The organism is Streptomyces sp. SS1-1, assembly GCF_008973465.1.
GTDB lineage: Bacteria > Actinomycetota > Actinomycetes > Streptomycetales > Streptomycetaceae > Streptomyces.
This window is the reverse complement of the sequence record NZ_WBXN01000004.1, coordinates 5,144,858-5,169,839: the sequence shown is the minus strand read 5'-3', so window position 1 is coordinate 5,169,839 and position 24,982 is coordinate 5,144,858. Positions and strand designations below refer to the sequence as shown.

The 24,982-nt window shown below is 71.5% G+C and carries 22 protein-coding genes and 1 pseudogene; 5 read left to right on the top strand and 18 right to left on the bottom strand.

The window, feature by feature from the left end; all coding sequences use genetic code 11:
• Positions 1 to 4 precede the first annotated feature (4 nt).
• The 3 genes from F8R89_RS25235 to F8R89_RS25225 form a co-directional block, all read right to left on the bottom strand.
• Positions 5 to 343, bottom strand: a complete 339-nt coding sequence (locus F8R89_RS25235) for a P-II family nitrogen regulator (RefSeq protein ID WP_003997576.1) — start codon at positions 341 to 343, stop codon at positions 5 to 7.
• The gene (locus F8R89_RS25230) at positions 340 to 1,683 is read right to left on the bottom strand and encodes an ammonium transporter (protein ID WP_151786079.1); all 1,344 of its coding nucleotides are present in this window, start codon (positions 1,681 to 1,683) and stop codon (positions 340 to 342) included. Before F8R89_RS25230 ends, F8R89_RS25235 begins: the two co-directional genes overlap by 4 nt.
• 335 nt (positions 1,684 to 2,018) lie before the next feature.
• Positions 2,019 to 3,509 (bottom strand): hypothetical protein, encoded by a 1,491-nt coding sequence (locus tag F8R89_RS25225; protein ID WP_151786078.1) that lies wholly within the window; start codon positions 3,507 to 3,509, stop codon positions 2,019 to 2,021.
• A gap of 459 nt (positions 3,510 to 3,968) precedes the next feature.
• On the opposite strand from F8R89_RS25225, the gene F8R89_RS25220 reads away from it, so the two are divergent.
• Entirely contained in the window at positions 3,969 to 4,625 is a 657-nt protein-coding gene (locus F8R89_RS25220) for a bifunctional DNA primase/polymerase (RefSeq protein ID WP_151786077.1), read from the top strand.
• 87 nt (positions 4,626 to 4,712) lie between these two features.
• On the opposite strand, the gene ftsY is transcribed toward F8R89_RS25220, so the two are convergent.
• Positions 4,713 to 5,921, bottom strand: coding sequence for a signal recognition particle-docking protein FtsY (gene ftsY / locus F8R89_RS25215; protein ID WP_151786076.1), 1,209 nt, complete (start codon positions 5,919 to 5,921; stop codon positions 4,713 to 4,715).
• A gap of 123 nt (positions 5,922 to 6,044) precedes the next feature.
• On the opposite strand from ftsY, the pseudogene F8R89_RS25210 reads away from it, so the two are divergent.
• Positions 6,045 to 6,249: pseudogene (locus F8R89_RS25210) on the top strand (LLM class flavin-dependent oxidoreductase); the annotation flags it as partial.
• Between the two features lie 163 nt (positions 6,250 to 6,412).
• Here F8R89_RS25210 and F8R89_RS25205 read toward each other — a convergent pair.
• The 4 genes from F8R89_RS25205 to F8R89_RS25185 form a co-directional block, all read right to left on the bottom strand.
• Positions 6,413 to 7,828 carry a sugar porter family MFS transporter gene (locus F8R89_RS25205; protein ID WP_151786075.1) on the bottom strand — a complete coding sequence of 472 codons (1,416 nt, stop codon included), beginning with the start codon at positions 7,826 to 7,828 and terminating at the stop codon, positions 6,413 to 6,415.
• Positions 7,829 to 8,056: 228 nt separating this feature from the next.
• Positions 8,057 to 11,611, bottom strand: coding sequence for a chromosome segregation protein SMC (gene smc, locus F8R89_RS25200; protein ID WP_151786074.1), 3,555 nt, complete (start codon positions 11,609 to 11,611; stop codon positions 8,057 to 8,059).
• 253 nt (positions 11,612 to 11,864) lie between these two features.
• On the bottom strand, positions 11,865 to 12,068 hold the full coding sequence (locus tag F8R89_RS25190) for a hypothetical protein (protein ID WP_055623302.1): 204 nt from the start codon (positions 12,066 to 12,068) through the stop codon (positions 11,865 to 11,867).
• Positions 12,069 to 12,449: 381 nt separating this feature from the next.
• Positions 12,450 to 12,731, bottom strand: coding sequence for an acylphosphatase (locus F8R89_RS25185; protein ID WP_062666689.1), 282 nt, complete (start codon positions 12,729 to 12,731; stop codon positions 12,450 to 12,452).
• Positions 12,732 to 12,883: 152 nt separating this feature from the next.
• Here F8R89_RS25185 and F8R89_RS25180 point away from each other — a divergent pair, with 152 nt between their 5' ends.
• Positions 12,884 to 14,026, top strand: coding sequence for a CAP domain-containing protein (locus F8R89_RS25180; RefSeq protein WP_151786073.1), 1,143 nt, complete (start codon positions 12,884 to 12,886; stop codon positions 14,024 to 14,026).
• 320 nt (positions 14,027 to 14,346) lie between these two features.
• On the opposite strand, the gene F8R89_RS25175 is transcribed toward F8R89_RS25180, so the two are convergent.
• Both F8R89_RS25175 and F8R89_RS25170 read right to left on the bottom strand, forming a co-directional pair.
• Positions 14,347 to 15,129 carry a phosphotransferase gene (locus F8R89_RS25175; protein WP_151786072.1) on the bottom strand — a complete coding sequence of 261 codons (783 nt, stop codon included), beginning with the start codon at positions 15,127 to 15,129 and terminating at the stop codon, positions 14,347 to 14,349.
• 28 nt (positions 15,130 to 15,157) lie between these two features.
• A complete protein-coding gene (locus F8R89_RS25170) occupies positions 15,158 to 16,540 on the bottom strand; it encodes an MATE family efflux transporter (RefSeq protein ID WP_192806223.1) in 1,383 nt (460 codons plus the stop codon).
• A gap of 80 nt (positions 16,541 to 16,620) precedes the next feature.
• Between F8R89_RS25170 and F8R89_RS25165 the strand changes: the two genes are divergently transcribed.
• Both F8R89_RS25165 and F8R89_RS25160 read left to right on the top strand, forming a co-directional pair.
• Positions 16,621 to 17,040: a hypothetical protein gene (locus F8R89_RS25165; protein ID WP_192806222.1), complete on the top strand. Its 420-nt coding sequence runs from the start codon at positions 16,621 to 16,623 to the stop codon at positions 17,038 to 17,040.
• Positions 17,041 to 17,195: 155 nt separating this feature from the next.
• Positions 17,196 to 17,597, top strand: coding sequence for a winged helix-turn-helix transcriptional regulator (locus F8R89_RS25160; protein ID WP_151786069.1), 402 nt, complete (start codon positions 17,196 to 17,198; stop codon positions 17,595 to 17,597).
• Here F8R89_RS25160 and mutM read toward each other — a convergent pair.
• The 8 genes from mutM to recG all read right to left on the bottom strand — a co-directional run bounded on the left by mutM (position 17,570) and on the right by recG (position 24,805).
• Positions 17,570 to 18,430 carry a bifunctional DNA-formamidopyrimidine glycosylase/DNA-(apurinic or apyrimidinic site) lyase gene (gene mutM / locus F8R89_RS25155; RefSeq protein WP_151786068.1) on the bottom strand — a complete coding sequence of 287 codons (861 nt, stop codon included), beginning with the start codon at positions 18,428 to 18,430 and terminating at the stop codon, positions 17,570 to 17,572. The genes F8R89_RS25160 and mutM overlap by 28 nt on opposite strands.
• Before the next feature lie 81 nt (positions 18,431 to 18,511).
• Positions 18,512 to 19,297 carry a ribonuclease III gene (gene rnc / locus F8R89_RS25150; protein WP_151788276.1) on the bottom strand — a complete coding sequence of 262 codons (786 nt, stop codon included), beginning with the start codon at positions 19,295 to 19,297 and terminating at the stop codon, positions 18,512 to 18,514.
• 19 nt (positions 19,298 to 19,316) lie between these two features.
• Positions 19,317 to 19,490 (bottom strand): 50S ribosomal protein L32, encoded by a 174-nt coding sequence (gene rpmF / locus F8R89_RS25145; protein ID WP_003951102.1) that lies wholly within the window; start codon positions 19,488 to 19,490, stop codon positions 19,317 to 19,319.
• Positions 19,491 to 19,492: 2 nt separating this feature from the next.
• Entirely contained in the window at positions 19,493 to 20,134 is a 642-nt protein-coding gene (locus tag F8R89_RS25140; RefSeq protein WP_151786067.1) for a YceD family protein, read from the bottom strand.
• 141 nt (positions 20,135 to 20,275) lie between these two features.
• Positions 20,276 to 21,343, bottom strand: coding sequence for an ATP synthase F0 subunit B (locus F8R89_RS25135; protein WP_151786066.1), 1,068 nt, complete (start codon positions 21,341 to 21,343; stop codon positions 20,276 to 20,278).
• Between the two features lie 58 nt (positions 21,344 to 21,401).
• The gene (gene coaD / locus F8R89_RS25130; RefSeq protein ID WP_225994478.1) at positions 21,402 to 21,881 is read right to left on the bottom strand and encodes a pantetheine-phosphate adenylyltransferase; all 480 of its coding nucleotides are present in this window, start codon (positions 21,879 to 21,881) and stop codon (positions 21,402 to 21,404) included.
• 26 nt (positions 21,882 to 21,907) lie between these two features.
• Positions 21,908 to 22,495 carry a 16S rRNA (guanine(966)-N(2))-methyltransferase RsmD gene (gene rsmD / locus F8R89_RS25125; protein WP_151786064.1) on the bottom strand — a complete coding sequence of 196 codons (588 nt, stop codon included), beginning with the start codon at positions 22,493 to 22,495 and terminating at the stop codon, positions 21,908 to 21,910.
• Between the two features lie 105 nt (positions 22,496 to 22,600).
• Complete coding sequence (recG, locus tag F8R89_RS25120; RefSeq protein ID WP_151786063.1) at positions 22,601 to 24,805, bottom strand: ATP-dependent DNA helicase RecG; 2,205 nt, start codon at positions 24,803 to 24,805, stop codon at positions 22,601 to 22,603.
• Positions 24,806 to 24,982: the final 177 nt, after the last annotated feature.

Below are 24,982 nucleotides of genomic sequence, written 5' to 3'. Positions count from 1 at the left end.
CTGATCAGAGCGCGTCGGGGCCGCGCTCGCCGGTCCTGACCCGTACGGCCGTCTCGACCGGCAGGGACCAGACCTTGCCGTCACCGATCTTGCCCGTGCGGGCCGCCTTGACGATGACGTCGATCAGCTGCTCGGCGTCGTCGTCCTCGGCCAGGACCTCGATACGGATCTTCGGCACCAGGTCGACGGTGTACTCGGCACCGCGGTAGACCTCGGTGTGGCCCCGCTGACGACCGTAACCGCTGGCCTCGGTGACCGTCAGGCCGTGTACTCCGAAGGCCTGGAGGGCTTCCTTGATCTCGTCGAGCCGGTGGGGCTTGACGACGGCGGTGATGAGCTTCATGCGTCCACCTTCTTGCTCTCGGCCGCGGCGACCGGGGCCGGGGTCGCGGCGGTACGGGCGGCGCCGCCACCGGCACCGCTGAAGTCGTATGCGGTCTCGGCGTGCTCGGCCTGGTCGATGCCGGCGATCTCCTCGTCCTCGGAGACGCGCATCCCGATCGTCTTGTCGAGCAGGAAGGCGAGGACCGCGGAGGCGATCAGCGAGTAGGCGAGGACACCGAAGACACCGGCGCACTGCTTCCAGAACTGGTCGAGGCCGCCGCCGTAGAAGAGGCCGGCCACGTCGGACTGGCCGCCGCCGGTGGCGAAGAAGCCGATCAGCAGGGAGCCGATGACACCGCCGACGAGGTGGACGCCGACCACGTCGAGGGAGTCGTCGTAGCCGAACTTGTACTTGAGGCCGACCGCCATGGCGCACAGGACACCGGCGATGAGACCGACGGCGATGGCGCCGAGCGGGGAGACCGCGCCACCCGCCGGGGTGATCGCGACGAGGCCGGCGACCGCGCCGGAGGCGGCACCGAGGGTGGTGAACGCGCCGTGGCGGATCTTCTCGTAGGCGAGCCAGCCGAGGACGGCGGCACCGGTGGCGACCTGCGTGTTGACGAACATCAGCGCGCCGACGCCGTCGTCGTTGCCGAGCCACGAGCCGGCGTTGAAGCCGAACCAGCCGAACCACAGCAGGGCGGCGCCGAGCATGACCAGCGGCAGGCTGTGCGGGCGCATCGGGTCCTTCTTGAAGCCGACGCGCTTGCCGATGACCAGGATCACGCCGAGCGCCGCGGCACCCGCGTTGATGTGGACGGCCGTACCGCCGGCGAAGTCGATCACGCCGAGGTCGAAGGCCCAGCCGCCGGAGCCCCAGACCCAGTGGGCGACCGGGAAGTACACGACCGTGACCCACAGCGTGATGAACAGGGCCCAGGCGGTGAACTTCACGCGGTCCGCGAGGGCACCGCTGATCAGGGCGGGCGTGAGGACGGCGAACATCAGCTGGAAGACGGCGAAGACGTACACCGGGATGGTCGTGCCGTCCCAGAGCTCGGTCAGCCCGATCCCGCTGAGCCCGACGAAGTCGGAGGACCAGCCGATGAGGCTGCCGGAGTCGGTGCCGAACGCCAGGGAGAAGCCGTACAGCACCCACAGGATGGTGACGATCCCCAGGCTGATGAAGCTCATCATCAGCATGTTCAGCGTGCTCTTGACGCGGACCATGCCCCCGTAGAAGAAGGCCAGGCCCGGGGTCATGAGCATCACCAGGGCGGAACAGATGAGCATGAAACCTGTGTTGGCGGCGGACAACTCGGGAGCGTCTGCCGCAAGCGTGATGGCTGATGCCATCGGCGTCTCCTCGTCATAGGTACGGCGGCCCCGTGCGGGCGAAGCCTGAGCGGAGTGAGGGGTGGGCCGGTTATGGGCCAAGAGATTGGCGCAGCGCGGTTTCGGTGGAAGCCCCTCGTTGTTTCGCCGCCGTGACGAAGGCACTCCGCGTGTTACGCGTCGATGAACTGCCGGATCCGGGTCCGCCGGATCGTTATCGTGGCGCAACCTTCGTGGAGGGATGCAAACCGGCCGCGGTCGGCCTTCCGATGACCTGGCATGGGGGAGCCGAGTCGGGCAGTTCGGGAGGGCCGGCCGCGGCCGGGGTCAGGGGTGCCCTGGGCACACGCGCGTGGTCAGACCGCCTCCGCGGTCTCGGGCAGCTCCACGGCGAGCTTCTCGGTCAGGTCCACGACCTCGGCCAGTTCCCCGAAGTCGCGTACGGCCGTGTCGACCGTCTTTCGGATACGAGTGTTCACACGCTCGGAGCGGACCTTCTTGGCGATCCGCATGGCGTGCTCGGCGTAGCCGACGCTCTGCTCGGGCTCGCGCCGCAGCAGGTGCACGGTGGCCATGCCGATCAGGTTCAGCGCGTAGGACCGCTGGTGCTCGCTGTCCTGGGCGAACAGGTCCACGGCCCGGCGCATCACGGGCTCGGCGAGGGAGGCGTAGGCGGGGCTGCGGCCGGCGACATAGGCCAGGTCGCGGAAGGAGTGGGAGTTCTCCCCGTACAGCTCGGCCTCGGAGAAGAAGCGGATCCAGTCGGGGTCCGGCTCGTCCCATTCGTCGGCCTCGGCGAAGGTGTCCTCGGCCATACGGACGGCCCGCTTGCACTTGCCGGGCTGGCCCATGTTGGCGTAGGCGCGGGCCTCCATCGCATACAGCATCGACTGGGTGCGGGGGCTCGCGCAGTCCCGGCTGCCGTACTGCGCGAGGTGGATCAGCTCCAGGGCGTCGTCGGGCCGGCCGAGGTGGATCATCTGACGGCTCATGCTGGACAGGACGTACGAGCCGAGCGGCCGGTCACCGGCCTCCTTGGCGGCGTGCAGCGCGAGGACGAAGTACTTCTGCGCGGTGGGCTGGAGCCCGACGTCGTACGACATCCAGCCGGCCAGCTCGGCCAGCTCGGCGGCGACTTTGAACAGCTTGCGGGTGGTGGCTTCGGGCTGGGGCTCCTGGAGGAGGTCGGTCACCTCGTGCAGCTGCCCGACGACGGCCTTGCGGCGCAGGCCGCCCCCGCACTGGGCGTCCCACTGCCGGAACATCACCGTGGTGGACTGCAGCAGGTCCAGCTCGGGCTTGGACAGGCGGCCGCGGGCCCGGGAGGACGGCACGGCCCGGGACTCGCGCTCGGCGGCCGGGGCCGGGACCAGCCAGCGCTGCATCGGCTCGATCAGCGCCGGGCCGGCGGACAGGGCGAGCGAGCTCCCGAGGAAGCCGCGCCGGGCGAGCATGAGGTCGCTGCGCGAGAACTCGCTGAGCAGGGCGACCGTCTGGGGGCCGGTCCAGGGCAGGTCGACGCCGGACACGGACGGTGACTGGCGGGCCGTGCGCAGGCCGAGGTCCTCGACGGAGACGACACAGCCGAACCGCTCGGAGAAGAGCTCGGACAGGATCCTCGGGATCGGCTCGCGAGGATTCTCCCCGTCCAGCCAGCGGCGGACGCGGGAGGTGTCGGTCGAGATGTGGTTGGCGCCCAACTGGCGGGCCCGGCGGTTCACTTGGCGGGCCAGCTCACCCTTGGACCAGCCGCTGCGCACGAACCAGGACGAGAGGAGGTCGTTCGGGCGCTTGTCCGTGTGCGACGCGCCGGTGGCACTCGTACCGCTTCCGCCGTTGCCGCTCACTGGAACGCCCCCATCCCTTGGACCACTTGCCACCGAGTGCGCCAAGCCCTATCAGAATGCCGGTAAACACCGTCGCTCGTCCGGCAGTTGTCACCCTTCGAACGGAAAGCCGACTTGCCCGCGGCATACCCACAAGTGCATGTGCCCCGAGGCTCCGTGCACACACGGTAATCCTACGATCACGGGCGCAGCCATGGCGTTCGCAGAATCGCCACCATTCGCCACCCCTTCGAATGAACTCACGGACGCCGCAACGCGATTCACTTGACATAGGACGGCCGGAAGTAGGCGGAGCGGAGCACTCAGGGGCGCGTGTCACGCGCTCCACCACCCTGCACACTCCAGTGCGCCGCAATGGACGACGCGGCGCCCGGGGTATCCGGACACCTTGAGAACACAGAGGGTCACGATCCGCTTTCACGCCGTAACCAGCGGCGTGCTGGACCCGTTGGAGGGGGCATGGGCTTCACGATCGGCGGTATCCGGGAGATCCGATCCGGCGCGCGTCGGCGCGGCCGCTCCCCGGAGTGCACCACCGTGGCCGAGTTCACCGGACTGTGGGGCTGGGACGTGGTGCCCGGCACGCGGGCCACGGGCGGCGTCTGCTCCTGCGGCCGCTCCGGCTGCGAGGCCCCCGGCGCGCACCCTCTGGATTTCGCCCCCGTCATCCCGGCCGGCGCCACGCTCGACGAGGTCAGCAAGGCGTGGTCGGAGTACCCCGGCGCCTCGGTGCTGCTCCCGGTCGGGCGGACGTTCGACGTGATCGAGGTGGCCGAGCCGGCCGGCCGCCGGGCGCTGACCCGGCTGGAGCGCATGGGCCTCCCCCTCGGCCCGGTCGTCGCCACCCCCGGCGGCCGCGCCCAGTTCCTGGTCGCCCCGGGCGCCGCCGCCGAGCTGCACGACCTGCTGTACCGCATGGGCTGGGACGACCGCACGCACCTCGACCTGCACGGCCTCGGCCCCGGCGCCCATGTGACCGCGCCCCCCTCCGACCGGGGCGGCCTGGGCCCCGCCCGCTGGCTGCGGCCGCCCTCCCTGGACACGGCGACGAAGCCGCCGGCGGCGCGCCTGCTCCTCGGCACGCTGGCCTACGTGGCCCACCGCTCACGCGCGTAGAGCGCGTACAGCGAAGCGCCCGCCCCCAACTGCACCTTGGGTGGCGGGCGCTTCTTCGCGCGGCGCGACGGGGCGCGGCCGGTGAGGTCACTCCCCGATCAGGGCGTCGACGAACGCCTCGGGCTCGAACGGCGCCAGGTCGTCGGCGCCCTCGCCGAGCCCGATCAGCTTGACCGGGACGCCCAGCTCGCGCTGGACGGCGATGACGATGCCGCCCTTGGCGGTGCCGTCGAGCTTGGTGAGCACGATGCCGGTGATGTCGACGACCTCGGCGAAGACACGGGCCTGCACGAGGCCGTTCTGCCCGGTGGTGGCGTCGAGCACGAGCAGCACCTCGTCGAGCGGCGCGTGCTTCTCCACGACGCGCTTGACCTTGCCGAGCTCGTCCATGAGGCCGGTCTTGGTGTGCAGGCGCCCTGCGGTGTCGATGAGGACGACGTCGGAGCCCATCTCCTTGCCCTCCTTCACCGCGTCGAAGGCCACGGAGGCGGGGTCGCCGCCCTCGGGTCCGCGCACGGTGTAGGCGCCGACGCGCTCGCCCCAGGTCTGGAGCTGGTCGGCGGCGGCGGCCCGGAAGGTGTCGGCGGCGCCGAGGACCACGCTGCGGCCGTCGGCCACGAGGACGCGGGCGAGCTTGCCGGTGGTGGTGGTCTTGCCGGTACCGTTGACGCCGACGACCATCACGATGCCGGGCTTGCTCGCCTCGGGCTCGGTGTGGACCGTGCGGTCCATGTCGGTGCCGACGAGCTTGAGCAGTTCCTCGCGCAGCAGGCCGCGCAGCTCCTCGGGGGTGCGGGTGCCGAGCACCTTGACGCGCTCGCGCAGGCCGTCGACCAGCTCCTGGGTGGGGGCCACGCCGACGTCGGCGGTGAGCAGGGTGTCCTCGATCTCCTCCCAGGTGTCCTCGTCCAGGTGCTCGCGGGACAGGAGCGTGAGCAGCCCCTTGCCGAGGGCGTTCTGGGAGCGGGAGAGCCGGGTGCGCAGCCGGACCAGGCGGCCGGCGGTCGGTTCCGGCACCTCGATCGCGGTCGGCGGGAGCTCCTCGACGACGGGCGGTTCCTCGACGGCCGTCGCTCCGCCGCCCGGGAGATCCACCTCCTCTATGGTCCGGCGCTCTTCGTCGCGCGGTGTCTCGGCCTCGTCGCCGACGTGCGGCTCGGCCGGTGGGGCGGTGATGTCGGGGGCGGCGGGCGGCGGCGGGGGCAGCTGCTTCTTACGGCGGGTGCCGATGACGAGCCCGCTGATCGCGCCGAGCACGACCACGGCGATGACTACAGCAAGGATGACGATGTCCATAACCCGACCAGTATCGGCCATGGAGTGCCGCGACACCCCTATGGATACCTGACACATCGTCAGCTGAGGTCCGCCGTGCCACCCGCCCGGCGAAGGGGGGGACCCCAGCCCGTCACGGTCGTGCGTTTCGACGTGGAGTGGAAGCGGCGCGGCCGGCTCCAGGAGGAGCTGCTGGAGAACGCTGCTGCGGGCATGGACCGGCGAGCCCTTCGCGTACCGGGGCCGTACGGTCCGGATCACCCCGCGCCCGCTCACCGAGCCCCACCCGCTGCTGCTGGTCGGCGGCTCCTCGAAGGCCGCCGCGCGCCGGGCCGCCGAAGGAGGGGTGGCGCAGCCTCACCCTGCCCTGCGGGTGCTGCCCGCCCTCGGCGACTGAGCGGGGCGGACACGACGGCGCCGCCCCGGCTCGGGCAGTGGCCGAGCCGGGGCGGCGGCGGGTCACGGGGAGAGGGGCAGCGGGGACTTGGCCCTTCCCCCCGGGTCGGGGGCGGTCAGCCCATGTCCTCGAGCTTCTTGCCCTTGGTCTCGGGCACGAACTTGAGGATGAAGGGGATGGAGAGGAAGGCGAACACCGCGTACATGACGTAGGTGAGCGACAGGTTCCAGTCCGCCAGGTCCGGGAAGGTGATCGTGATCAGCCAGTTGGCGATCCACTGGGCCGAGGCGGCCACACCCAGGGCGGCGGCGCGGATCTTGTTCGGGAAGACCTCGCCGAGCATGACCCAGACGACCACACCCCAGGACAGGGCGAAGAACAGGACGAACGCGTTGGCGGCGATCAGCGCCACATAGCCCTGCGCGGTGGGCAGCGGGTCGTTGCCGTGCTGGAAGGAGAACGCCCAGGCTGCCGCCGCGAGGGAGACGCCCATGCCGACGGAGCCGATGAGGGCGAGCGGCTTCCGGCCGAGACGGTCGACGAAGATCATCGCGATCACGGTGCCGAGGATGTTGATGATCGAGGTCTCGAACGAGTAGAAGAACGAGCTCGACGGGTCGACGCCGACGGACTGCCACAGCAGGTTCGAGTAGTAGAAGATGACGTTGATGCCGACCAGCTGCTGGAAGACGGACAGGCCGATACCGATCCACACGATCGGCAGCAGGCCGAAGCGGCCGCCCAGCAGGTCCCGGAACGTCGACTTGTGGTCGCTGCGCATGGCCTGGTCGATCTCGGTGACGCGGCCGTCCAGGTCGATGTCGCCCTCGACGTCCGCGAGGACCTTCTTGGCGTCGGCGATACGGCCGACGCTGATCAGGTAGCGCGGGGACTCGGGGATGGCGAAGGAGAGCAGCCCGTAGACGAGGGCGGGCACCAGCATCACGCCGAGCATCCACTGCCAGGCCTCGAGGCCGGCGACCTGACCGCGCTCGGCGCCGTCGGCCATGTTGAGGATGGCCCAGTTGACGAGCTGGGAGACGGCGATGCCGATGACGATGGCGGCCTGCTGGAACGAGGCGAGCCGGCCGCGGTAAGCGGGCGGGGCGACCTCGGCGATGTAGGCCGGGCCGATGACGGACGCCATACCGATGGCGATACCGCCGAGCACACGCCAGGCGGCGAGGTCCCAGGCGGCGAAGGGCAGCGCGGACCCGACGGCGCTCACGGCGAACAGCACCGCCGCGATCTGCATGACGCGGATACGGCCGATGCGGTCGGCTATGCGGCCGGCGATCGCGGCGCCCAGGGCGCTGCCGAGCAGGGCGCTGGCGGCGACGGTCCCGGTGACGCCGGAGCTGAGGTCGAACCGGGCCTGGATGCCGCCGTTGGCCCCGTTGATGACGGAGCTGTCGTAGCCGAAGAGGAAGCCGCCCATGGCGGCCGCGGCGGTGATGAAGACGACGTGCCCGAGATGTTCGGGGTGAGCCGTTCTGGCTCGTGCGGGCTGCGCCTGCGTAGTGCTGGTCACGTGTAACTCCTCGGGCCCTCGGCAACGCTGCCGGATGGGGGGTCAGCCCCTTCAGGCCGTGATACCTGAAGGAAAAAGCAACGCTGGTGACCCTATGCCTTCAAGTTCCGAAGTCAATAGGGCGAGGAGTGTGACTTCGAAGACCACTCGCGAACGCGATGTGTTCATTTCTTGAAGAGTTGAAGGTGAACGACGGCAGCACCGGGCCGCCCGTCGGGTGGGGGGCGCTCAGCGCAGGCGCTGGCTGATGACCTTCGACACACCGTCGCCCTGCATGGAGACGCCGTACAGCGCGTCGGCGACCTCCATCGTGCGCTTCTGGTGCGTGATCACGATGAGCTGGGAGGCCTCCTGCAGCTCCTGCATGATCCGGATCAGCCGCTGGAGGTTGGTGTCGTCGAGGGCGGCCTCGACCTCGTCCATGACGTAGAACGGGCTCGGCCGGGCCTTGAAGATCGACACCAGCAGGGCGACCGCCGTCAGGGAGCGCTCGCCGCCGGACAGCAGGGACAGCCGCTTGACCTTCTTGCCGGGCGGCCGGGCCTCGACGTCGACGCCGGTGGTGAGCATGTTGTCGGGGTCGGTGAGGACCAGTCGTCCCTCGCCGCCCGGGAAGAGCCGGCTGAAGACGCCCTCGAACTCGCGCGCGGTGTCCCGGTACGCCTCGGTGAAGACCTGCTCGACGCGCTCGTCGACCTCCTTGACCACCTGGAGCAGGTCCGCGCGGGTCTTGCGCAGGTCCTCCAGCTGCTCGCTGAGGAACTGGTGCCGCTCCTCCAGCGCCGCGAACTCCTCCAGCGCGAGCGGGTTGACCTTGCCGAGCTGCTGGTAGGCGCGCTCGGCGGCCTTGAGCCGCTTCTCCTGCTCGGCGCGCACGAACGGCTTGGGCCGGTTGCGCGGATGGTCGGGGTCCTCCGGCAGCTGCTCCCCCTCGGCGGGCAGCGACGGCGGTACGAGCTGGTCGGGGCCGTACTCCGAGACCAGCCCGGCCGGCTCCACGCCCAGCTCCTCCAGGGCCTTGGTCTCCAGCTGCTCGATCCGCATCCGCTTCTCGGCGCCCAGGACCTCGCCCCGGTGTACGGAGTCGGTGAGCTTGTCCAGCTCCGCCTTGAGGTCCCGGCCCTCGGTGCGGGCGGCCGCCAGCTCCTGCTCGCGCCGCGCCTTGGCGGCCTCGGCGGCGGCGCGCTCCCGCTCGGCGCGGCCCAGCGAGACCTCGACGTGGGCGAGGAGCTGCCGGGCGCCGGACGCGACGGCCTCGGCGACGGCGGCCTCGTGCCGCAGCCGGGCCCGCCGCTGCTCGGCACGCGCGCGTGCCTCGCGTTCGGCGCGGGCGGCCCGGTCCAGCGAGTCGGCCCGTCCGGCGAGCCCCTTGACGCGTTCCTCGTGCGTACGGACCTGGAGGCGGGCCTCCATCTCGGTCTGGCGGGCGTTGGCGCCGTCGGCGGCGAGCCGGTCGCGCACCGAGGTGTCCGGTTCCTCCTCGACCGGCATCTCCTCGGCGACGGCGAGCCGTTCCGCCAGCTCCTCGACGTCCTGGAGCGCCTTGTCGAGCGCCTCCTGGGCGCGGGCGGCGGCGGCCACGGACCGCTCGGCCTCCCCGGCGGCACCGCGAGCCTGCCCGGCGAGCCGGCCGAGCTGCTGGGCGACGGCCGACTTCTCCCGGTCGGCGGCCCGGCGCCGCTCCCCCAGCTCCTCGACGAGCGCGGCGCACTCCCGGCGCCGTTCGGCGGCCGCGTGCTGCGCCTCGGTCAGCTCCTCGCAGCGCACGGCCAGCTCGTCCAGTTCGGCGGCGGCCTCGTCGACGGACGCCTGCACCTCCAGCAGGCTGGGCGCACCGGCGGAGCCGCCGTGCGCGAAGTGGGCGCCGAGGAGATCGCCCTCGGCGGTGACCGCCGTCAGCTCGGGGTGGGCGTAGACGAGGTCCTCGGCGTCCTCCAGGGTGCCGACGACGACGATCCCCCGCAGCAGGCGGCGTACGGCGGGCATGAGCTCGGCGGGTCCGGTGACGAGATCGGCGGCGAGGCGTCCGGCGGGCGCGGGGGCCGGCTCCGGTGCGGGGGCGGGGTCGCCGGCCGGCAGGAGCGAGGCGCGGCCTCCGTCCTGTTTGCGCAGCAGGCGGATCGCCTCGGCGGCGGCGGCCGGGGACGTCACCGCGACCGCGTCCGCCGCGGACCCGAAGGCGGCGGCGAGCGCCACCTCGTGTCCCGGGGCCACGGTCAGCAGCTCCGCCGCCGGTCCGAGCAGACCGGTCAGGCGGTCCCGCGCGCCCAGCAGGGCACCGGTGCCGTCCTTGCGGCGCAGGCCCATGGCCAGGGCCTCGTGGCGGGCCTGGGTCGCGGCGCGGCGGCGTTCGGCGGCGGTGACGGCCTCGCGGGCGGCCGTGAGCCCGGCCTCCGCCTCGGCGAGCTCTCGCTTCGCAGCCTCGTGCCGCTCGCCGAGCTCGGCGTCACCGGCGTCCAGGCCGTCTACCTCGGCCTTCAGGGCCTCGTACTCCTCCTGGGCGGCGACGGCCCGCTCCTGTGCCTCGTCGCGGGCTGCGGCCAGCCGGTCGATCTCGGCCTGCGCGGAGGCGGCTCGTGAGCGGGCGGCGTTGACCTGGCCGTTCAGCCGGGCGAGGCCCTCGCGGCGGTCGGCGATGGCGCGGGCGACGTCCTTCAGGCGGCGCTCCTCGACGGCCAGCTCACGCTCCAGTTCGGCGCGGTGCTCGACCGTGTCCTCCAGGGCGCGCTCGGCCGCCTCCAGGGCCGCCTCCAGCTCGGCCTCCTGCTCGCGGATGCGGGCGGCCTCCCGCTCCATGTCCTCGGGGTCGCGGCCCCGGCGCTCCTCGGGCGGCGCGGACGTGGCGCTCTTCACCCGGGCGTCGGCCAGCGAGATCGTGCCGCGCACCCGTTCGGCGAGCTGGGACAGCTCGTACCAGGTCTGCTGGGCCCGCTGGAGGCGCGGCGCGAGCCTGCGCACCTCGTCCTCCAGGGCCGCCTCCCGCTGGAGCGCCTTCCTCAGCTCCTGCTCGGCGGACTCCTTGCGGGCCTTGAGCGCGGCCTCGTCCGCGACCTCGGCGCTCAGCGCCTGCCGCAGCCGTACGAGGTCGTCGGCGAGGAGGCGCAGCCGGGCGTCGCGCAGGTCGGCCTGGATGACGGCGGCCCGGCGGGCGACGGCGGCCTGGCGGCCCAGCGGCTTGAGCTGGCGCCGCAGCTCCTCGGTGAGGTCCTGCACGCGCGCGAGGTTGGCCTGCATCGCGTCCAGCTTGCGCAGCGCCTTCTCCTTGCGCTTGCGGTGCTTGAGGACGCCGGCGGCCTCCTCGATGAAGGCGCGGCGGCCCATCGGGTCGGCGTGCAGCACGGAGTCGAGCTGGCCCTGGCCGACGATGACGTGCATCTCGCGGCCGATGCCGGAGTCGGAGAGCAGTTCCTGGATGTCGAGCAGCCGGCAGGTGTCGCCGTTGATCTGGTACTCGCTGCCGCCGTTGCGGAACATGATCCGCGTGATGGTGACCTCGGCGTACTCGATGGGCAGGGCACCGTCGGAGTTGTCGATGGTCAGCGACACCTCGGCGCGGCCCAGCGGCGGGCGGCCGGTGGTGCCGGCGAAGATGACGTCCTCCATCTTGCCGCCGCGCAGCGACTTGGCGCCCTGCTCGCCCATGACCCAGCTGAGCGCGTCCACGACGTTGGACTTGCCCGAGCCGTTCGGTCCGACGACGCACGTGATCCCCGGCTCGAACCGGAGCGTGGTCGCCGAGGCGAACGACTTGAAGCCGCGGAGGGTCAGGGCCTTGAGGTGCACGCCGCCGGACTCTACCGTCCGGGGATGTCTCGCTCCATGAACGTGCGGTTTCGCCGGTGAACGCCGAGGGCACACCAGACGTTGAAGAAGGTGAAAGGATGCGCGGGGCAATAAGGCGGGGGGAAAGAAAGAAGGGACGCCGAAGCGTCCCTTGCAATTTCTGACAACTGGAAGCCCAGTCGTCCGACAACTGCCGAGCGGTTGGATACGGGCCGCCCGACCACTGCCGTGCTTTCGTGGAGCGATGCAGTGATCAGGTGAGCGCAGGCTCCGCCTGGTGTGCGTCGATGCTCTCCATGATCCTGTCGTGAGAAGCGGCAGCCGTCAGCGCCTCGTTCTCGGCCTGGATCCGTACGAGCTCGGATTCCAGGTCCTGGACACGCTGCTGGAGCCGTCGCATCTCGGCGAGGAGTCGCGGGTCGGAGCCGCCGACGTAACCGAGAAGCGCCTTTGCCATGATGGATGGTCCTCCACACTGAGTGACCGACCGATGCGGTGTGGGTCGTGAGGGATTCGCACCCGTGGATGCTTGACGGGCTTGAGTTGTACTGCCGTTCAGCCACGCCAAACAGCTGAGGTGCGCGGGGACTTTCAGCGTCTCACCAAAAAGTTTGACGGTCAACACGATCACGCCCCGTATTGGCGGGCGAACCCGGGGGCACACGGCCGGACGGCGGCGCGTGGCGACTCCTGCGGGGCCCTGGGGGCGTGACGATCACCGTGAGAGCGGAGCTTGCCACTACGCGCGCTTCTTGGCAACCACCTGCCCCTTTCTGCTTCGGGCAGGTGCCGGTGGCATGTCCCTCCGCTTCCGCGGGGGCGGCGCGCGGCCCGTCGATCACCGGATGGCGAAGCCGTCGTAGCCGCCGCGGGGTGTGTCCCAGATCTCGGTGACGCCGTCCACCCGCCCGGGCGTGTCGGCTCCCTGGAGCCAGTCGAGCAGTCCTTCGCAACCCTTGCGGGGGCCTTCGGCGACCACCTGGACGCGACCGTCCTCCAAATTGAGAGCAAAACCACTCAGGCCGCCGATCTCGAGCGCCTTGGCCCGCGTGAACCAGCGAAAACCCACACCCTGGACCCGTCCACGCACCCAGGCGACCAACCGCACATCCTCACTCATGACTGCAACCTAACGGGCCAATGTCCCTCGGGGCACGTCCTCCCCTGGCGCCATGCGGTACCGTCCCGACCCAATGAATCTCATGTGAAACTCACCTGATCGTGTGAGTTTCGTGAGGGCATGAAGACCGCAGGGACCAGGAAGGCCAGGACATGGGACGCCACCGACGCTCCGCCGCCGGCCGCGCCGCCACGGGCCGCGCCGCGGGGGGCACACACACGGACGGCTCGTACACGCACGGCGACGACCCGCTCAACCCCCAGGGCGACCGGCCCACCATGGGCATCGCGCCCTACCTGAACCCGGAGGCGTACGCCGAGGCCTACGCGGCGAGCGACGCCTACCTCTTCGCGACGGACGAGGGCTACGACCGGCTCACCGCGACGACCACCTTCCCGGGCGACGAGACCACCGCCTTCCACGGCGAGGGCTTCACGCCCGACGCCGGCAGCCGGCTGCCGGGCGGCTCGCACCGCCGCCGCAAGAAGAAGGGCCCGGCCCCGGTGAAGACCGGACTGCTGGGCGTGTCGGCCGCGGTGGCGCTGGGCACGGTCGCCGTCGCCACCGGTGTGGTGCCCGGCATCGACAACTACCAGCTCGGCGGCGGCAACGGCACCGACCGGGTGCAGTCCGCCGACAGCCCGACCAACGCGCCCAACGAGCTGGGCGGTACGTCGGGCAGCGCGGAGAGCCACGAGAGCGGCGGCACGACGAGCCGTGACGCCGAGCGGCCCACCTCGCCCGCTCCGTCCACCACGTCGTCCGCGCCGACGAAGACGCCGTCGAAGAAGCCGTCGGCCACGCCGAGCGAGAAGCCGAAGGAGACGCCGTCGCGTACGGCGACCAAGGCGCCCGAGAAGCCGGCGACGCCCCCGAAGGCCGAGGAGCGCACCAGCGCCCCGGTGACGGTGTCCGCGGAGGCGGCCGCCGCGGCGGAGGTCCTGCGGCTGGTCAACGACGAGCGCGCCCAGGTGGGCTGCACCCCGCTGGCCGCCAACAGCGCCCTGGCCGACCTGGCGCAGGACTTCAGCGAGGACATGGCCCAGCGCGGCTTCTTCGACCACACCGACCCGAGCGGCGCCTCCCCGTGGGACCGCGCGGCGAAGGCCGGCGTCACGGACCTCGGCGGCGAGAACATAGCCCGCGGCCAGGCGGACGCGGCGGCGGTCATGGAAGCCTGGATGAACAGCCCCGGCCACAAGGCCAACATCCTGAACTGCGACTTCAAGACCCTGGGAGTCGGCGTCCACATGGGCGCGGGCGGGCCCTGGTGGACGCAGGACTTCGGGTACTGAGGCGACCTCGGGTCCGCTTCCTCACGGCCGGCCCGACCCGCGAGCAGGCCCTCGGTGATGTCGACGCCAGTGACGATCATGGTCACCGGCATGCCGTGATCGCCCCAGGTGTTCCACAGGGCCCAGCCCTCCGGCGGGGTTCGACGCCGAGGCGCCCGCACGCGCCCTCGTACGTCTCCGTCCATCCGGCCGGCATCACGTCGGGACGGAGGAGGACCACTCCGGCGATGATGGTCCAGTTCCGTCATCTCCGGTCGCGTCACACCGCGCAGTGTGGCACCCGGGCCTGCCGGGCGACATCGGGTTTTGGCTGTGCTGCCTCAGGCGTGGCCGAGGAGTTGGTCGCGGTGGGCCAGTGCCCAGGTACGTTCCTCCTCGATGTCCGGGATGAAGTCCTGCCGCAGGAAGGCCGCCCAGGGGTCCGCGCCGAGGGGGCCCAGGCGGGCTATCCGGTCGGTCTCGTCTCGTTGCAGTCGGGCCAGCGCGTCCAGTACGCCGGCCGGGTCCGCGCCGTAGGCGTCGCACAGGAGCCGCAGCCGTCGGGCCAACGGCGCGCCGTCCGCGCCGAAGCCGACCTTGCGCTGACGCTCGGGGAGCCGCAACGGCACGCTGTACCAGGCGAGTTGTGCGAGATCGTCCAGCGGGTGGCCGGGGATGGCCAGGTCCCAGTCGATGACGCCGACCAGGCGGTCGTCGGCCCAGACCGAGTTCCAGGTGGTCAGGTCGCCGTGACGGATGATCAGGCCGGGGCGCCAGCGGGCCTCCGGGTCGCACCAGACGGCGTCCGGCGAGGGACGGAAGTCGCGTACGGCGTCGTGGTACTCGCGCAGCCATCGGCCGAGTTGGGTGACGCCCTGGTCCGTGAGGAGTGCCGGCGGCCACGGGTACAGGCCGACCTCGCCGCGCAGCAGGGACACCACCTCGTGGCCGTCCACGGGACCGTCGCCGAGAGCGCGGGGCGCGCCAACGAAGCCCACCTGCTCCAGGTGGCGCAGCAGTTCGCGCACCGCCGGGGTCCACACACGCCACGGCCGGAGAATGGTCTCCCCCACCCGGCGCACCGTCGAAAGGCCACCGCGCGCCGACTCACCGTCCTCGATCATGACGGGAATCGTAGTCGGCGCGCACGGCTCACCGGTCGGACATGGCCTTCTCGCCGGCGGCGGTGCTGGGCGTGTGGTCGTACCCGCTGTGGCGGTGGAAGGAGTACGCCTTCCCGGCCGTCTGGAGGAAGTTGGCGAGGGCCAGGGCCGCCCAGAGGGCGGTGAGGCCCCCCGCGGTGGCGATCGGGGCGGCGACCGCCGCGAGAACTCCGTAGCAGACGGCGGTCGTCACGAGGCTCGGCACCGTGCGCTTGAGGCCGATGAGACCGAAGCCGACGACCGCCTGCGCGGCGTCGGTGACGACCACGGCCAGCACCCACGGCAGGAGGTCGGTGATCTGCGGCCGGAGGGCGGCGTCGCCGGTGAACAGCGGGACGGCCCACGTGCTGAACACGATCAGCGCGGTCCCGACGCACCCCACGACGGCCAGGGCCAGCCACGTCCCCGCCCGGACGCTGCGCCGGATGTTCGCGCTGTCGCGCTCCTCCGCGAACGCGGAGACCAGGGGGATGGTGGCCTGGCCGACCGCCACCGCGGCCGTGAAGATCAGGTTGACCAGGGAGATCCCGACGCTGTGCACCGCCGCGCTGTCCGTCCCGATCCGGGCCGCGGCGAACGTCAGTACCCCCAGGACGGCGAACTTGACGAGGACAGTGCCGGCGAGCGGGATGCCCACGGCACCCACCTTCCAGACCTGCCGCAGGTCCGGCCGGCCCGGACGCGGCGAGCGGCCGGCCAGCGCGGCGCACCGGCGAAGGGCCAGGTGGTTGGCGACGGCGGTGATCAGGCTGGAGGCGAGCATCGCGATGCCCGCTCCGGTCAGGCCGAGGCTCGGCAACGGGCCCGGACCGCCCACGAGGAGGACCGACAGCGTGGCCGAGGCGGCCGTGCCGAGCAGTCCGGCCCGCATCACCGACGTCGAGCGTCCGAGGGCGACCAGGACGGAGGTCGCCGCCGAGGTGACCGCGATGGCGAGCACGCTCGCCGCCAGCAGATAGGGGAAGCTCCCCAACGCGTCGAGGGTGGTCCGGGGAACCCCGGTCGCCCGGCCGATCAACGGCACCGCCGCGACGGCCGCCGCCCCGAGGCCACCGACCGCGACCGCCAGCCACATCCCGGTGCGCACGACGGGCAGAAGCCGGTCGGGATCGTCCCTACGGGGCGCGACGAACGGCATCACCCCACGCAGCGCGCCCGCCACGGTGGCGGTGGCCGGGCTGAACACGGCCAGCGTGACGGCGAAGGCGGCGAGCGCGGCGGTGGCGTGATGGCCCAACAGGGCGGTGTCGACGAGCGCTCCGGCCGACGCGGCGATCATCGTCAGATACAGCGGCAACGCGCTCGCCGCGATCCCGACCCACGCACTCCGCCCGCCCCGCCCGCTCCCCTTGCCGATCACGGTTTCGATCATCACACCATGAGGGCCGGCGGGTGGGGGCGACGGTGAAATCGCCGCGCCTTCCGCCGATGCCAGAGGGTTGGATGGAGGGCATGGCCGACCGTTTCCCCGAGATCACCTCCGTCGAGGAGTTCATCCGGCTGCGAGAGAGTACGAACCCGGCGGAGTACGAGCGCTCCGCCTGGGCGGCCATGCCGTTGCCCGTCTGGTGGAGCCTGCTGCGCGACCGTCCCGACATGAATTTCTGGGCCGCCCACAACAGGACGGCACCACTGGAGATCCTCGCGGTGCTGGTCGAGGATCCGGACTGGCGGGTACGTCACCGGGTGGCCGGTCGACGTGACTGCCCGCCCGCCCTGCTGAACCGGTTGGCCGGCGATCCGCATGACGCGGTGCGGCAGACCGTCGCGGGGCATCCGCGCACACCCCGGCCGGCGCTCGTGCGCCTGCTCGACGACACATGGTCCGTGATCGCCGAGAAGGCCCGCACCCGCCTGACCGAACTGCCGTGACGGGACCCCGTGTTCGTCCTCCAGGACCCGCTCGTGGTCAGCGTTCAGGTGCCCGCTGGAGCCAGTGACCAGAGGAAAGCACTAACTATTTGAAAGCGCAAGCCTGGGGAGAGCGCGCACGCCTCACCAGCGCTGTATGCGAGTACGCTGTCCGCATGGAGAGCACCCAGGAACGCACGGCGGAGCAGGACCTTCCGTACAACGTGTTCGCCAGGACCTGTCCCTCGCGCGGCACGCTGGAGCACGTCACGGGGCGGTGGGGCGGGCTCACGCTGGGCGCCCTGTACGAGGGGTCGCTGCGGTTCAACGAGCTGCGGCGCAGGGTCGACGGGGTCAGCGAGAAGATGCTGTCCCAGACGCTGCACGCGCTGGAGCGCGACGGCCTGGTGCACAGGGAGGCGCAGCCGACGAATCCGCCGCGCGTGGACTACGAGCTGACGGCGCTGGGCCGCGGCGTGGCCGAGCGGCTGATGAGCCTCATCCAGTTCGTGGAGGGGCGGATGGACGACGTGCTCGACGCACGGCGGACCTACGACGAGACGCGCGGCACCCTCTGACACCTGGGGCAGAAGTAGCTGGACCGGTTCATCCAGGGCCGGCGCCGCATGGGCGTGCCGCACCGCTTGCAGGGCAGGCCCTCACGCCCGTACGCGTCGAGCGAGCGGTCGAAGTAGCCGGACTCGCCGTTGACGTTGACGTAGAGGCTGTCGAAGCTGGTGCCGCCGACCGCGAGGGCCGCGTTCATCACGTCCCGCGCGTGGCCCAGCAGTTCCAGTGTGCGCGGACGGGTGAGGGTCGCCGTCGGGCGGTCGTAGTGCAGCCGGGCCCGCCACAGGGCCTCGTCCGCGTAGATGTTGCCGACGCCGCTGATCAGCGACTGGTCGAGCAGGGCCCGCTTCACGGTCGTGCGCCGGCGCCGCAGCGACTGGTGGAACGCCTCGTCGTCGAAGAGCGGGTCGAGCGGGTCGCGGGCGATGTGCGCGATGACGTCGGGCAGGCCGTCGGGGGTGGTGTCGTGCAGCGACAGGCCGCCGAAGGTCCGCTGGTCGACGAACCGGAGTTCGGTGCCGAGGTCGTCGGCGAAGCGCACGCGGATGCGCAGGTGCTTCTCCGCGGGAGCGGTGTGCGGCTGCACCAGGAGCTGGCCGCTCATGCCGAGGTGCGCCAGGATCGCCTGGCCGGTGTCCGCGAGCGGCAGCCACAGATACTTGCCGCGCCGGCTGGGGACGCCGACGCGGTGGCCTTCGAGGCGGTGCGTGAAGTCGTCGGCGCCCGCGACATGCCGGCGCACGGCACGCGGGTGCAGCACCTCGGCGTCGGCGACCGTGCGGTGGGCGACCCACCGCTCCAGGCCACGCCGGACGACCTCGACCTCGGGCAACTCGGGCATGCTCTCCCTCTCCACCCCGTGCGGACACGGGCCGAGCGCCCGTCCCGGGGCCGGGACGGGCGCTCGGATCGCGCTGTTCGGTCAGGCGGAGGCCGACGCGTCGGCGTCGGGTTCGGCGGCGGCGTTCGCCGCCTCCTTGGCGCGCTCGTCCGCCGCGGCCTTGATGGACCGCCACGCGGACTCGGCGGCCTGCTGCTCCGCCTCCTTCTTGCTGCGGCCGGTGCCGGTGCCGTACGAGACGCCTCCGACGCGGGCGGCAGCAGTGAAGGTCTTCTCGTGGTCGGGGCCGGTCTCCGTGACCAGGTACTCGGGGACGCCGAGCCCTTCGGTCGCGGTGAGCTCCTGGAGACTGGTCTTCCAGTCCAGGCCGGCACCGAGGTTCGAGGACTTCTCGATCAGGGGGTCGAACAGGCGGTGCACCAGCTCCGCCGCCGAGTCGAGGCCCTGGTCGAGATAGACCGCGCCGATCACCGCTTCCAGGGTGTCGGCGAGGATGGATGCCTTGTCCCGGCCACCCGTGCCCTCTTCACCGCGGCCGAGCCGGATGAAGGCGCCCAGGTCGAGCCCGCGGCCCACCTCCGCCAGCGCGCGCGAGTTGACCACCGCGGCCCGGAGCTTGGCCAGCTGGCCCTCCGGCAGATCGGGGTGGGTGCGGTACAGCGTGTCCGTGACCACCAGGCCGAGCACGGAGTCCCCGAGGAACTCCAGCCGCTCGTTGGTGGGCAGACCGCCGTTCTCGTACGCGTAGGAACGGTGGGTCAGCGCACGCACCAGAAGGGCGGACTCGAGTTTGTACCCGAGCCGCCCTTCCAACAGCGTGTGGGACGAGGCCTGGTTGTCCGCTGCGTTCTTCTTGGGCGTGGACACAGTGCCTCTCACCAGCCGCTCAGACCTCGAGGACCTGGCGCTTGTTGTAGGTGCCGCAAGACGGGCACGCGATGTGCTGCTGCTTGGGCTCGTGGCAGCGCTCGCACGCAACCAGGGTGGGGACCGCAGCCTTCCACTGCGACCGGCGGTGGCGCGTGTTGCTGCGCGACATCTTCCGCTTCGGAACAGCCACGGCTACTTCTCCTGCTTCTCGTCGACGCCCGGTTCGGCGCCGCTCTTGTCGTCCTTATCGCCGGGTTCGAGTGAATCGGCGAGTCCCTGCAGTGCCGCCCAACGGATGTCGACGGCGTCATGGTGGTGGTCCGGGTCGTCAGCGAGACGCACGCCGCACTCGGCGCACAGTCCCGGGCAGTCTTCCTGGCACACCGGCTGCATCGGCAGTGCGAGCACCACCGCATCACGCAGCACAGGCTCGAGGTCGAACAGGCCGTCCTCGATGAAGAGCCTGTCCTCGTCGTCCTCGGCGTCGTCGCCGGGCTCCGCGCGGTGTGCACGGCCCCGGTCGTCGGCGTCAGGGTACGAGAACATCTCCTGGAAGTCCGCTTCCACGTCGAGCTGAAGCGGCTCCAGACACCTTACGCACTCCCCCTCGGCCCGTGCACGGGCGGTGCCTGTGACAAGCACACCTTCCATGACCGACTCGAGTCGGAGGTCGAGCTCCAGCGGGGCGCCTTCCGGCACTCCGACGACCTTGGGGATGCCGAGATCCTTGGGGGCGTCGACCGTGCGGGTCAGGCGCTGCAGCGCACCGGGCCGCCGGCCCAGCTCGTGTGTGTCGAACACGAGGGGGTTGCGGTGGTCGAGGCGGGCTGTCACGCCGTTCCTGCTTTCGATCTGCTGAGCTCAGGGGGGTCCGCCGCCCAGTGGTGCCTGCGGGCAGCGTTGATCGCGGACGTACGCGCGACCGAAGAGCCAGGATACTGGACCTTTCGCTCACGGCCCAATCCGGTGGCCGTGCTACTGGCCACGCCCCTGCTCGTACGCTCTCAGCTGCTCCGGAGTGATCATGCTGGTGTCGAAGAGGCTGGTCTCGTCGAGCGCGTAGGACTGGTGGGTCTGCTGGGGCTGCTGGGCCGCCTGCTGCGGGTCGTACGCCTGCTGCCCGGTGTCGTAGCCCTGGTACGCGTAGGGGTCGGTCTGCTGGTAGCCATAGGGGTCCTGCTGGCCGTAGCCCTGCTGCTGGTAGCCGTACGGGTCGGCGGTCTGCTGCTGGTAGCCGTACGCCGGCTGTGCGGCCCCGGGGTCGTACTGCGGCTGCGGCGGTACGGCAGCCGGGGGCTCGGCGGGGGCGGCCGGGGCGTCCTGCTGCGCGAGCGCGGCGAGGTCGGCGAGGTAGTCGGCGTCGCTGGAGTGCTGGACGGTGCTCATGTCGTCGGCGAGGGCGCCGAGGTCGTCGGTGGCGATCCGGCCGTGCAGCTTCTGCCGGCCGCGGCCGACCGCCTCCAGGGTCTTGGCGAGCACCGCCTCGAAGGCGCCGAGCTTGACGTCGACGTATTCGTCGGCGCTGCGGCGCAGGGTCTCCGGGTCGTGGCTGCGCTCGGGGGCGTCCTCGTCCTCGTAGCCGTTCTCGTCGGTGCCCGGGCCGGTGCCCAGCAGCTTCTCGCGGCCGCGGCCGACGGAGCCGAGGGTCTTGGTGAGGACGACCTCGAAGTTGGCGAGCTTGGAGTCGACGTAGTCGTCGGCCTCCGCGCGGATCTCCTCGGCCTCCTGGCGGGCCTCGGCGAGGATGCGGTCGGCCTCGGCCTGGGAGCGGCGGGCCACCTCGGTGTCGGAGATCAGGGAGCCGCGCTCGGCGTGCGCGCCCTGGATGATCCGCTCGGCCTCCTGGCGGGCCTGCTGGACCATCTGCTCGCGGTCGCCGATCAGCTCCTGGGCCTGGGCGAGCGAGCCGGGCAGGGCCTCGCGGACCTCTTCGAGCATCGAGAGCAGTTCGGCGCGGTTGACCACGCACGAGGCCGACATCGGCATCGACCGGGCACTGGAGACCGCCGAGACGATCTCGTCGAGCTTCTTCTGCACGTCCACCGTGTGCTCGCCACTCTCTACAGCTGTGATGGAGACGGACGGGACGACTGTAGCCCCATCAGCTGTGCCGCAGGCGCTTGTTCAGCGCCTCGAGGACCACCGGCGGGACCAGGTGGGAGACGTCTCCGCCCCAGGTCGCCACTTCCTTGACCAGGGAGGAGGACAGGAAGCTGTAGGTCGGGTTGGTCGGGACGAAGAGGGTCTCGACGCCCGAGAGGCCGTTGTTCATCTGGGCCATCTGCAGCTCGTAGTCGAAGTCGCTGACCGCGCGCAGGCCCTTCACGATGGCCGGGATGTCGCGCTGCTTGCAGAAGTCGACGAGGAGGCCGTGGAACGCCTCGATCCGGACGTTGCCGTACTCGGCGGTGACCTCGCGGATCAGGTCCAGCCGCTCGTCGACCTCGAACAGGCCCTTCTTGGACTTGTTGATCATGACGGCGACATAGACCTCGTCGTAGAGCCTGGAGGCCCGGGAGATGATGTCCAGGTGTCCGTTGGTGATCGGGTCGAACGACCCGGGGCATACGGCGCGGCGCACTTGTGATCCCTCGCTCTCCGGTCCGGTCATCGTGCGTCTTCGCACGTAGAGGCGGCGCGACCGTACCAAAACGTTCCCTCGCCGTACCGGCGGGCCCGGAGGCCCTCGAAACCGTCCGGCCACCGGAATTCCCCGCCTCTGGTGCTGCGCTCCACGGTGACGAGCGCGTCGGGGGCGAGCCAGCCCCCGGTGCGGAGTGTGAGCAGAATCTCCCGAAGATCGTCGTCGGAGACGGCGTACGGGGGGTCGAGGAAGACGATGTCGTACGGCTCACCGGGCGCCGGTGTACGGATGATCTGTTCCGCTTTGCCCGACCTCACCTCGGCGCCGGGGAGGCCGAGGCTCTTCACGTTCTCCCGGACGACGCGGGCGGCCCGGGCGTCCGCCTCGACGAGCAGGGTGTGGCTCGCGCCGCGCGAGAGGGCTTCGAGGCCGACGGCGCCGGAGCCGGCGTAGAGGTCGAGGACCCGCTCCCCGTCCAGCGGGCCGCCGAGCAGCGACTGCCAGGTGGAGAGGAGGCCTTCGCGCGCGCGGTCGGAGGTGGGTCTGGTCCCCGTGCCGGGCGGCACGGCCAGTCGACGTCCGCCGGCGGCTCCGGCGATCACGCGGGTCATCTTCTGTCCTCGGGTGTGGGCGGCTGTGGGTATCAGTGTGGCCGGTCGCTCACGGGCCCGGGTACCCGCCTGGTCCATCCGGTCGCGTCGCCCGGACGGCCCGTCTCACCCCTTCTCCAGGTACTGCTCCCGCTCCTCGTCCAGGAGGGCGTCCAGGGCGGTCCGCAGGCCGGGCAGTCCCGTGAGCTCCGGGTCCCGCTCCACCAAAGCCGCGGCCTCCTGCCGGGCCTCGGCGATGATCTCCTCGTCCTCGATGACGGCCAGCATCCGCAGGCTGGTGCGGGCTCCGGACTGGGCCTGGCCGAGGACGTCGCCCTCGCGGCGCTGCTCCAAGTCGATCCGGGAGAGCTCGAAGCCGTCGAGGGTGGAGGCGACGGCGGCCAGGCGCTGCCGGGCGGGGCTCGCCTCGGGCATCTCGGTGACCAGCAGGCACAGCCCCGGCGCCGAGCCGCGGCCGACACGGCCGCGCAGCTGGTGGAGCTGGGAGACGCCGAAGCGGTCGGCGTCCATGATCACCATGGCGGTGGCGTTCGGGACATTGACGCCGACCTCGATGACGGTCGTGGCGACGAGGACGTCCGTGTCGCCGGCGGCGAAGCGGCGCATCACGGCGTCCTTGTCGTCGGGGTGCATCCTGCCGTGCAGCACCTCGACCGTGAGGCCCTTCAGGGGGCCCTTGACGAGCTGGTCGGCGACGTCGAGGACGGCCAGCGGCGGGCGCTTCTCGGCCGCGTCCTCGGGCGAGGCGGCCTTGGCCTTCTTCGGGTCGTCCTCCTCGTCACCGATGCGGGGGCAGACGACGTACGCCTGGTGCCCGTTCTCCACCTCCTCGCGCACCCGCTGCCAGGCGCGGGTGAGGAAGTGGGGCTTGTCGGCGGCCGGGACGACATGGGAGGCGATCGGTGAGCGGCCGGCGGGGAGCTGGTCGAGGACGGACGTCTCCAGGTCGCCGAAGACCGTCATCGCGACCGTGCGGGGGATGGGGGTGGCCGTCATGACCAGCAGGTGCGGGGGTTGTTTGCCCTTGCCGCGCAGGGCGTCGCGCTGCTCCACGCCGAAGCGGTGCTGCTCGTCGACGACGACCAGGCCGAGGTCGTGGAACTGGACCTTGTCCTCGATCAGGGCGTGGGTGCCGATGACGATCCCGGCCTCGCCGGTGACGAGGTCGAGCAGGGCCTGGCGACGGGCGGCGGCCCCCATGGACCCGGTGAGCAGCACGACCTTGGTGGCGTGCTCGGCGCCGCCCAGGGTGCCGCCCTCGGCGAGGTCGCCCATCATCTCGACGATCGACCGGTGATGCTGCTGCGCCAGCACCTCGGTGGGCGCGAGCATCGCGGCCTGCCCGCCGGCGTCGACGACGGCGAGCATCGCGCGCAGCGCCACCAATGTCTTGCCGGAGCCGACCTCGCCCTGGAGCAGCCGGTGCATCGGGTGTTCAGTGGCCAGGTCGGCGAAGATCTCCCGGGAGACCTGCTGCTGGCCGTCGGTGAGGGTGAAGGGCAGGCGGGCGTCGAAGGCGGTGAGCAGCCCGTCGGGTGCGGGGCGCCGGGCGACGGCGGGGAGTTGGGCGTCGGCGTGCCGGCGGCGGGCGAGCGCGACCTGGAGGACGAAGGCCTCGTCCCACTTGAGGCGGGCGCGGGCGTCCTCGATGTCCGCCTTGGTGTGCGGGCGGTGGATCTTGAGCAGGGCCTCCGGCAGGGGGACCAGGCCGCGGCCTTCGCGCAGGGACTCCGGGAGCGGGTCGACGGCCTCCTGGGCGCTGGGCAGGACCGTCTGGATCGCCTTGCCGATCTTCCAGGACTCCAGTTTGGCGGTGGCCGGGTAGAGCGGGATCAGCGCGCCGGCCCAGGTCTCGACGGCCTCCTCGGAGTCCGCCCGCAGCAGTTCGTACGCGGGGTGCGCGAGTTGGAGGCGGCGGTTGAAGACGGAGACCTTGCCGGCGAACATCGCGCGGGTGCCGGGCAGGAGCTCCTTGTGCGGCTTGTGGACGCCGTTGCCGAAGAAGACCAGTTGGAGGCGGCCGCTGCCGTCGGTGATGGTGACCTCCAGGCGCTGGCCCTTGCCGCGCGGCGCCCGCGAGGAGGCGAAGCTGTGCAGCCGGGCGTCGGCGACCATGGCGACCACGGTGACGTGCTCGTCCATGGGGAGGTCCGCGAGGTGGGTGAGCTGGCCGCGCTCCTCGTATCTGCGGGGATAGTGGTGCAGCAGGTCCCCGACGGTGTGCAGGCCGAGGTGCTCGGCCATCACCTTCGCGGTGGGAGGGCCGAGCACCTTCTTCAGTGGTTCGTCCAGTGCGGGCACGAGATCCATTCCACACCACGGCACTGACATCGCGGCGGGCGCCGCCGTGAGCTTGTGGGTAAACGTCCCGGAAACCCCTGGTCAGCCGGTTCGTCTCGGATCTAGGATGACGCGCCCCGGCCATCCCTTTCGCGGTCACCGCCCAACCGGGACCGCCCGACCCCGCGCCGTCGCCCCTCCCCCCAC

What these genes read in the sequence shown, in the direction of transcription:
- F8R89_RS25235 (WP_003997576.1), bottom strand. Translation starts at nt 343, where the DNA reads ATGAAGCTCATCACCGCCGTCGTCAAGCCCCACCGGCTCGACGAGATC.
- F8R89_RS25230 (WP_151786079.1), bottom strand. Translation starts at nt 1,683, where the DNA reads ATGGCATCAGCCATCACGCTTGCGGCAGACGCTCCCGAGTTGTCCGCC.
- F8R89_RS25220 (WP_151786077.1), top strand. Translation starts at nt 3,969, where the DNA reads ATGGGCTTCACGATCGGCGGTATCCGGGAGATCCGATCCGGCGCGCGT.
- ftsY (WP_151786076.1), bottom strand. Translation starts at nt 5,921, where the DNA reads ATGGACATCGTCATCCTTGCTGTAGTCATCGCCGTGGTCGTGCTCGGC.
- F8R89_RS25190 (WP_055623302.1), bottom strand. Translation starts at nt 12,068, where the DNA reads ATGGCAAAGGCGCTTCTCGGTTACGTCGGCGGCTCCGACCCGCGACTC.
- F8R89_RS25185 (WP_062666689.1), bottom strand. Translation starts at nt 12,731, where the DNA reads ATGAGTGAGGATGTGCGGTTGGTCGCCTGGGTGCGTGGACGGGTCCAG.
- F8R89_RS25180 (WP_151786073.1), top strand. Translation starts at nt 12,884, where the DNA reads ATGGGACGCCACCGACGCTCCGCCGCCGGCCGCGCCGCCACGGGCCGC.
- F8R89_RS25175 (WP_151786072.1), bottom strand. Translation starts at nt 15,129, where the DNA reads ATGATCGAGGACGGTGAGTCGGCGCGCGGTGGCCTTTCGACGGTGCGC.
- F8R89_RS25170 (WP_192806223.1), bottom strand. Translation starts at nt 16,540, where the DNA reads ATGATCGAAACCGTGATCGGCAAGGGGAGCGGGCGGGGCGGGCGGAGT.
- F8R89_RS25165 (WP_192806222.1), top strand. Translation starts at nt 16,621, where the DNA reads ATGGCCGACCGTTTCCCCGAGATCACCTCCGTCGAGGAGTTCATCCGG.
- F8R89_RS25160 (WP_151786069.1), top strand. Translation starts at nt 17,196, where the DNA reads ATGGAGAGCACCCAGGAACGCACGGCGGAGCAGGACCTTCCGTACAAC.
- mutM (WP_151786068.1), bottom strand. Translation starts at nt 18,430, where the DNA reads ATGCCCGAGTTGCCCGAGGTCGAGGTCGTCCGGCGTGGCCTGGAGCGG.
- rsmD (WP_151786064.1), bottom strand. Translation starts at nt 22,495, where the DNA reads ATGACCCGCGTGATCGCCGGAGCCGCCGGCGGACGTCGACTGGCCGTG.
- recG (WP_151786063.1), bottom strand. Translation starts at nt 24,805, where the DNA reads ATGGATCTCGTGCCCGCACTGGACGAACCACTGAAGAAGGTGCTCGGC.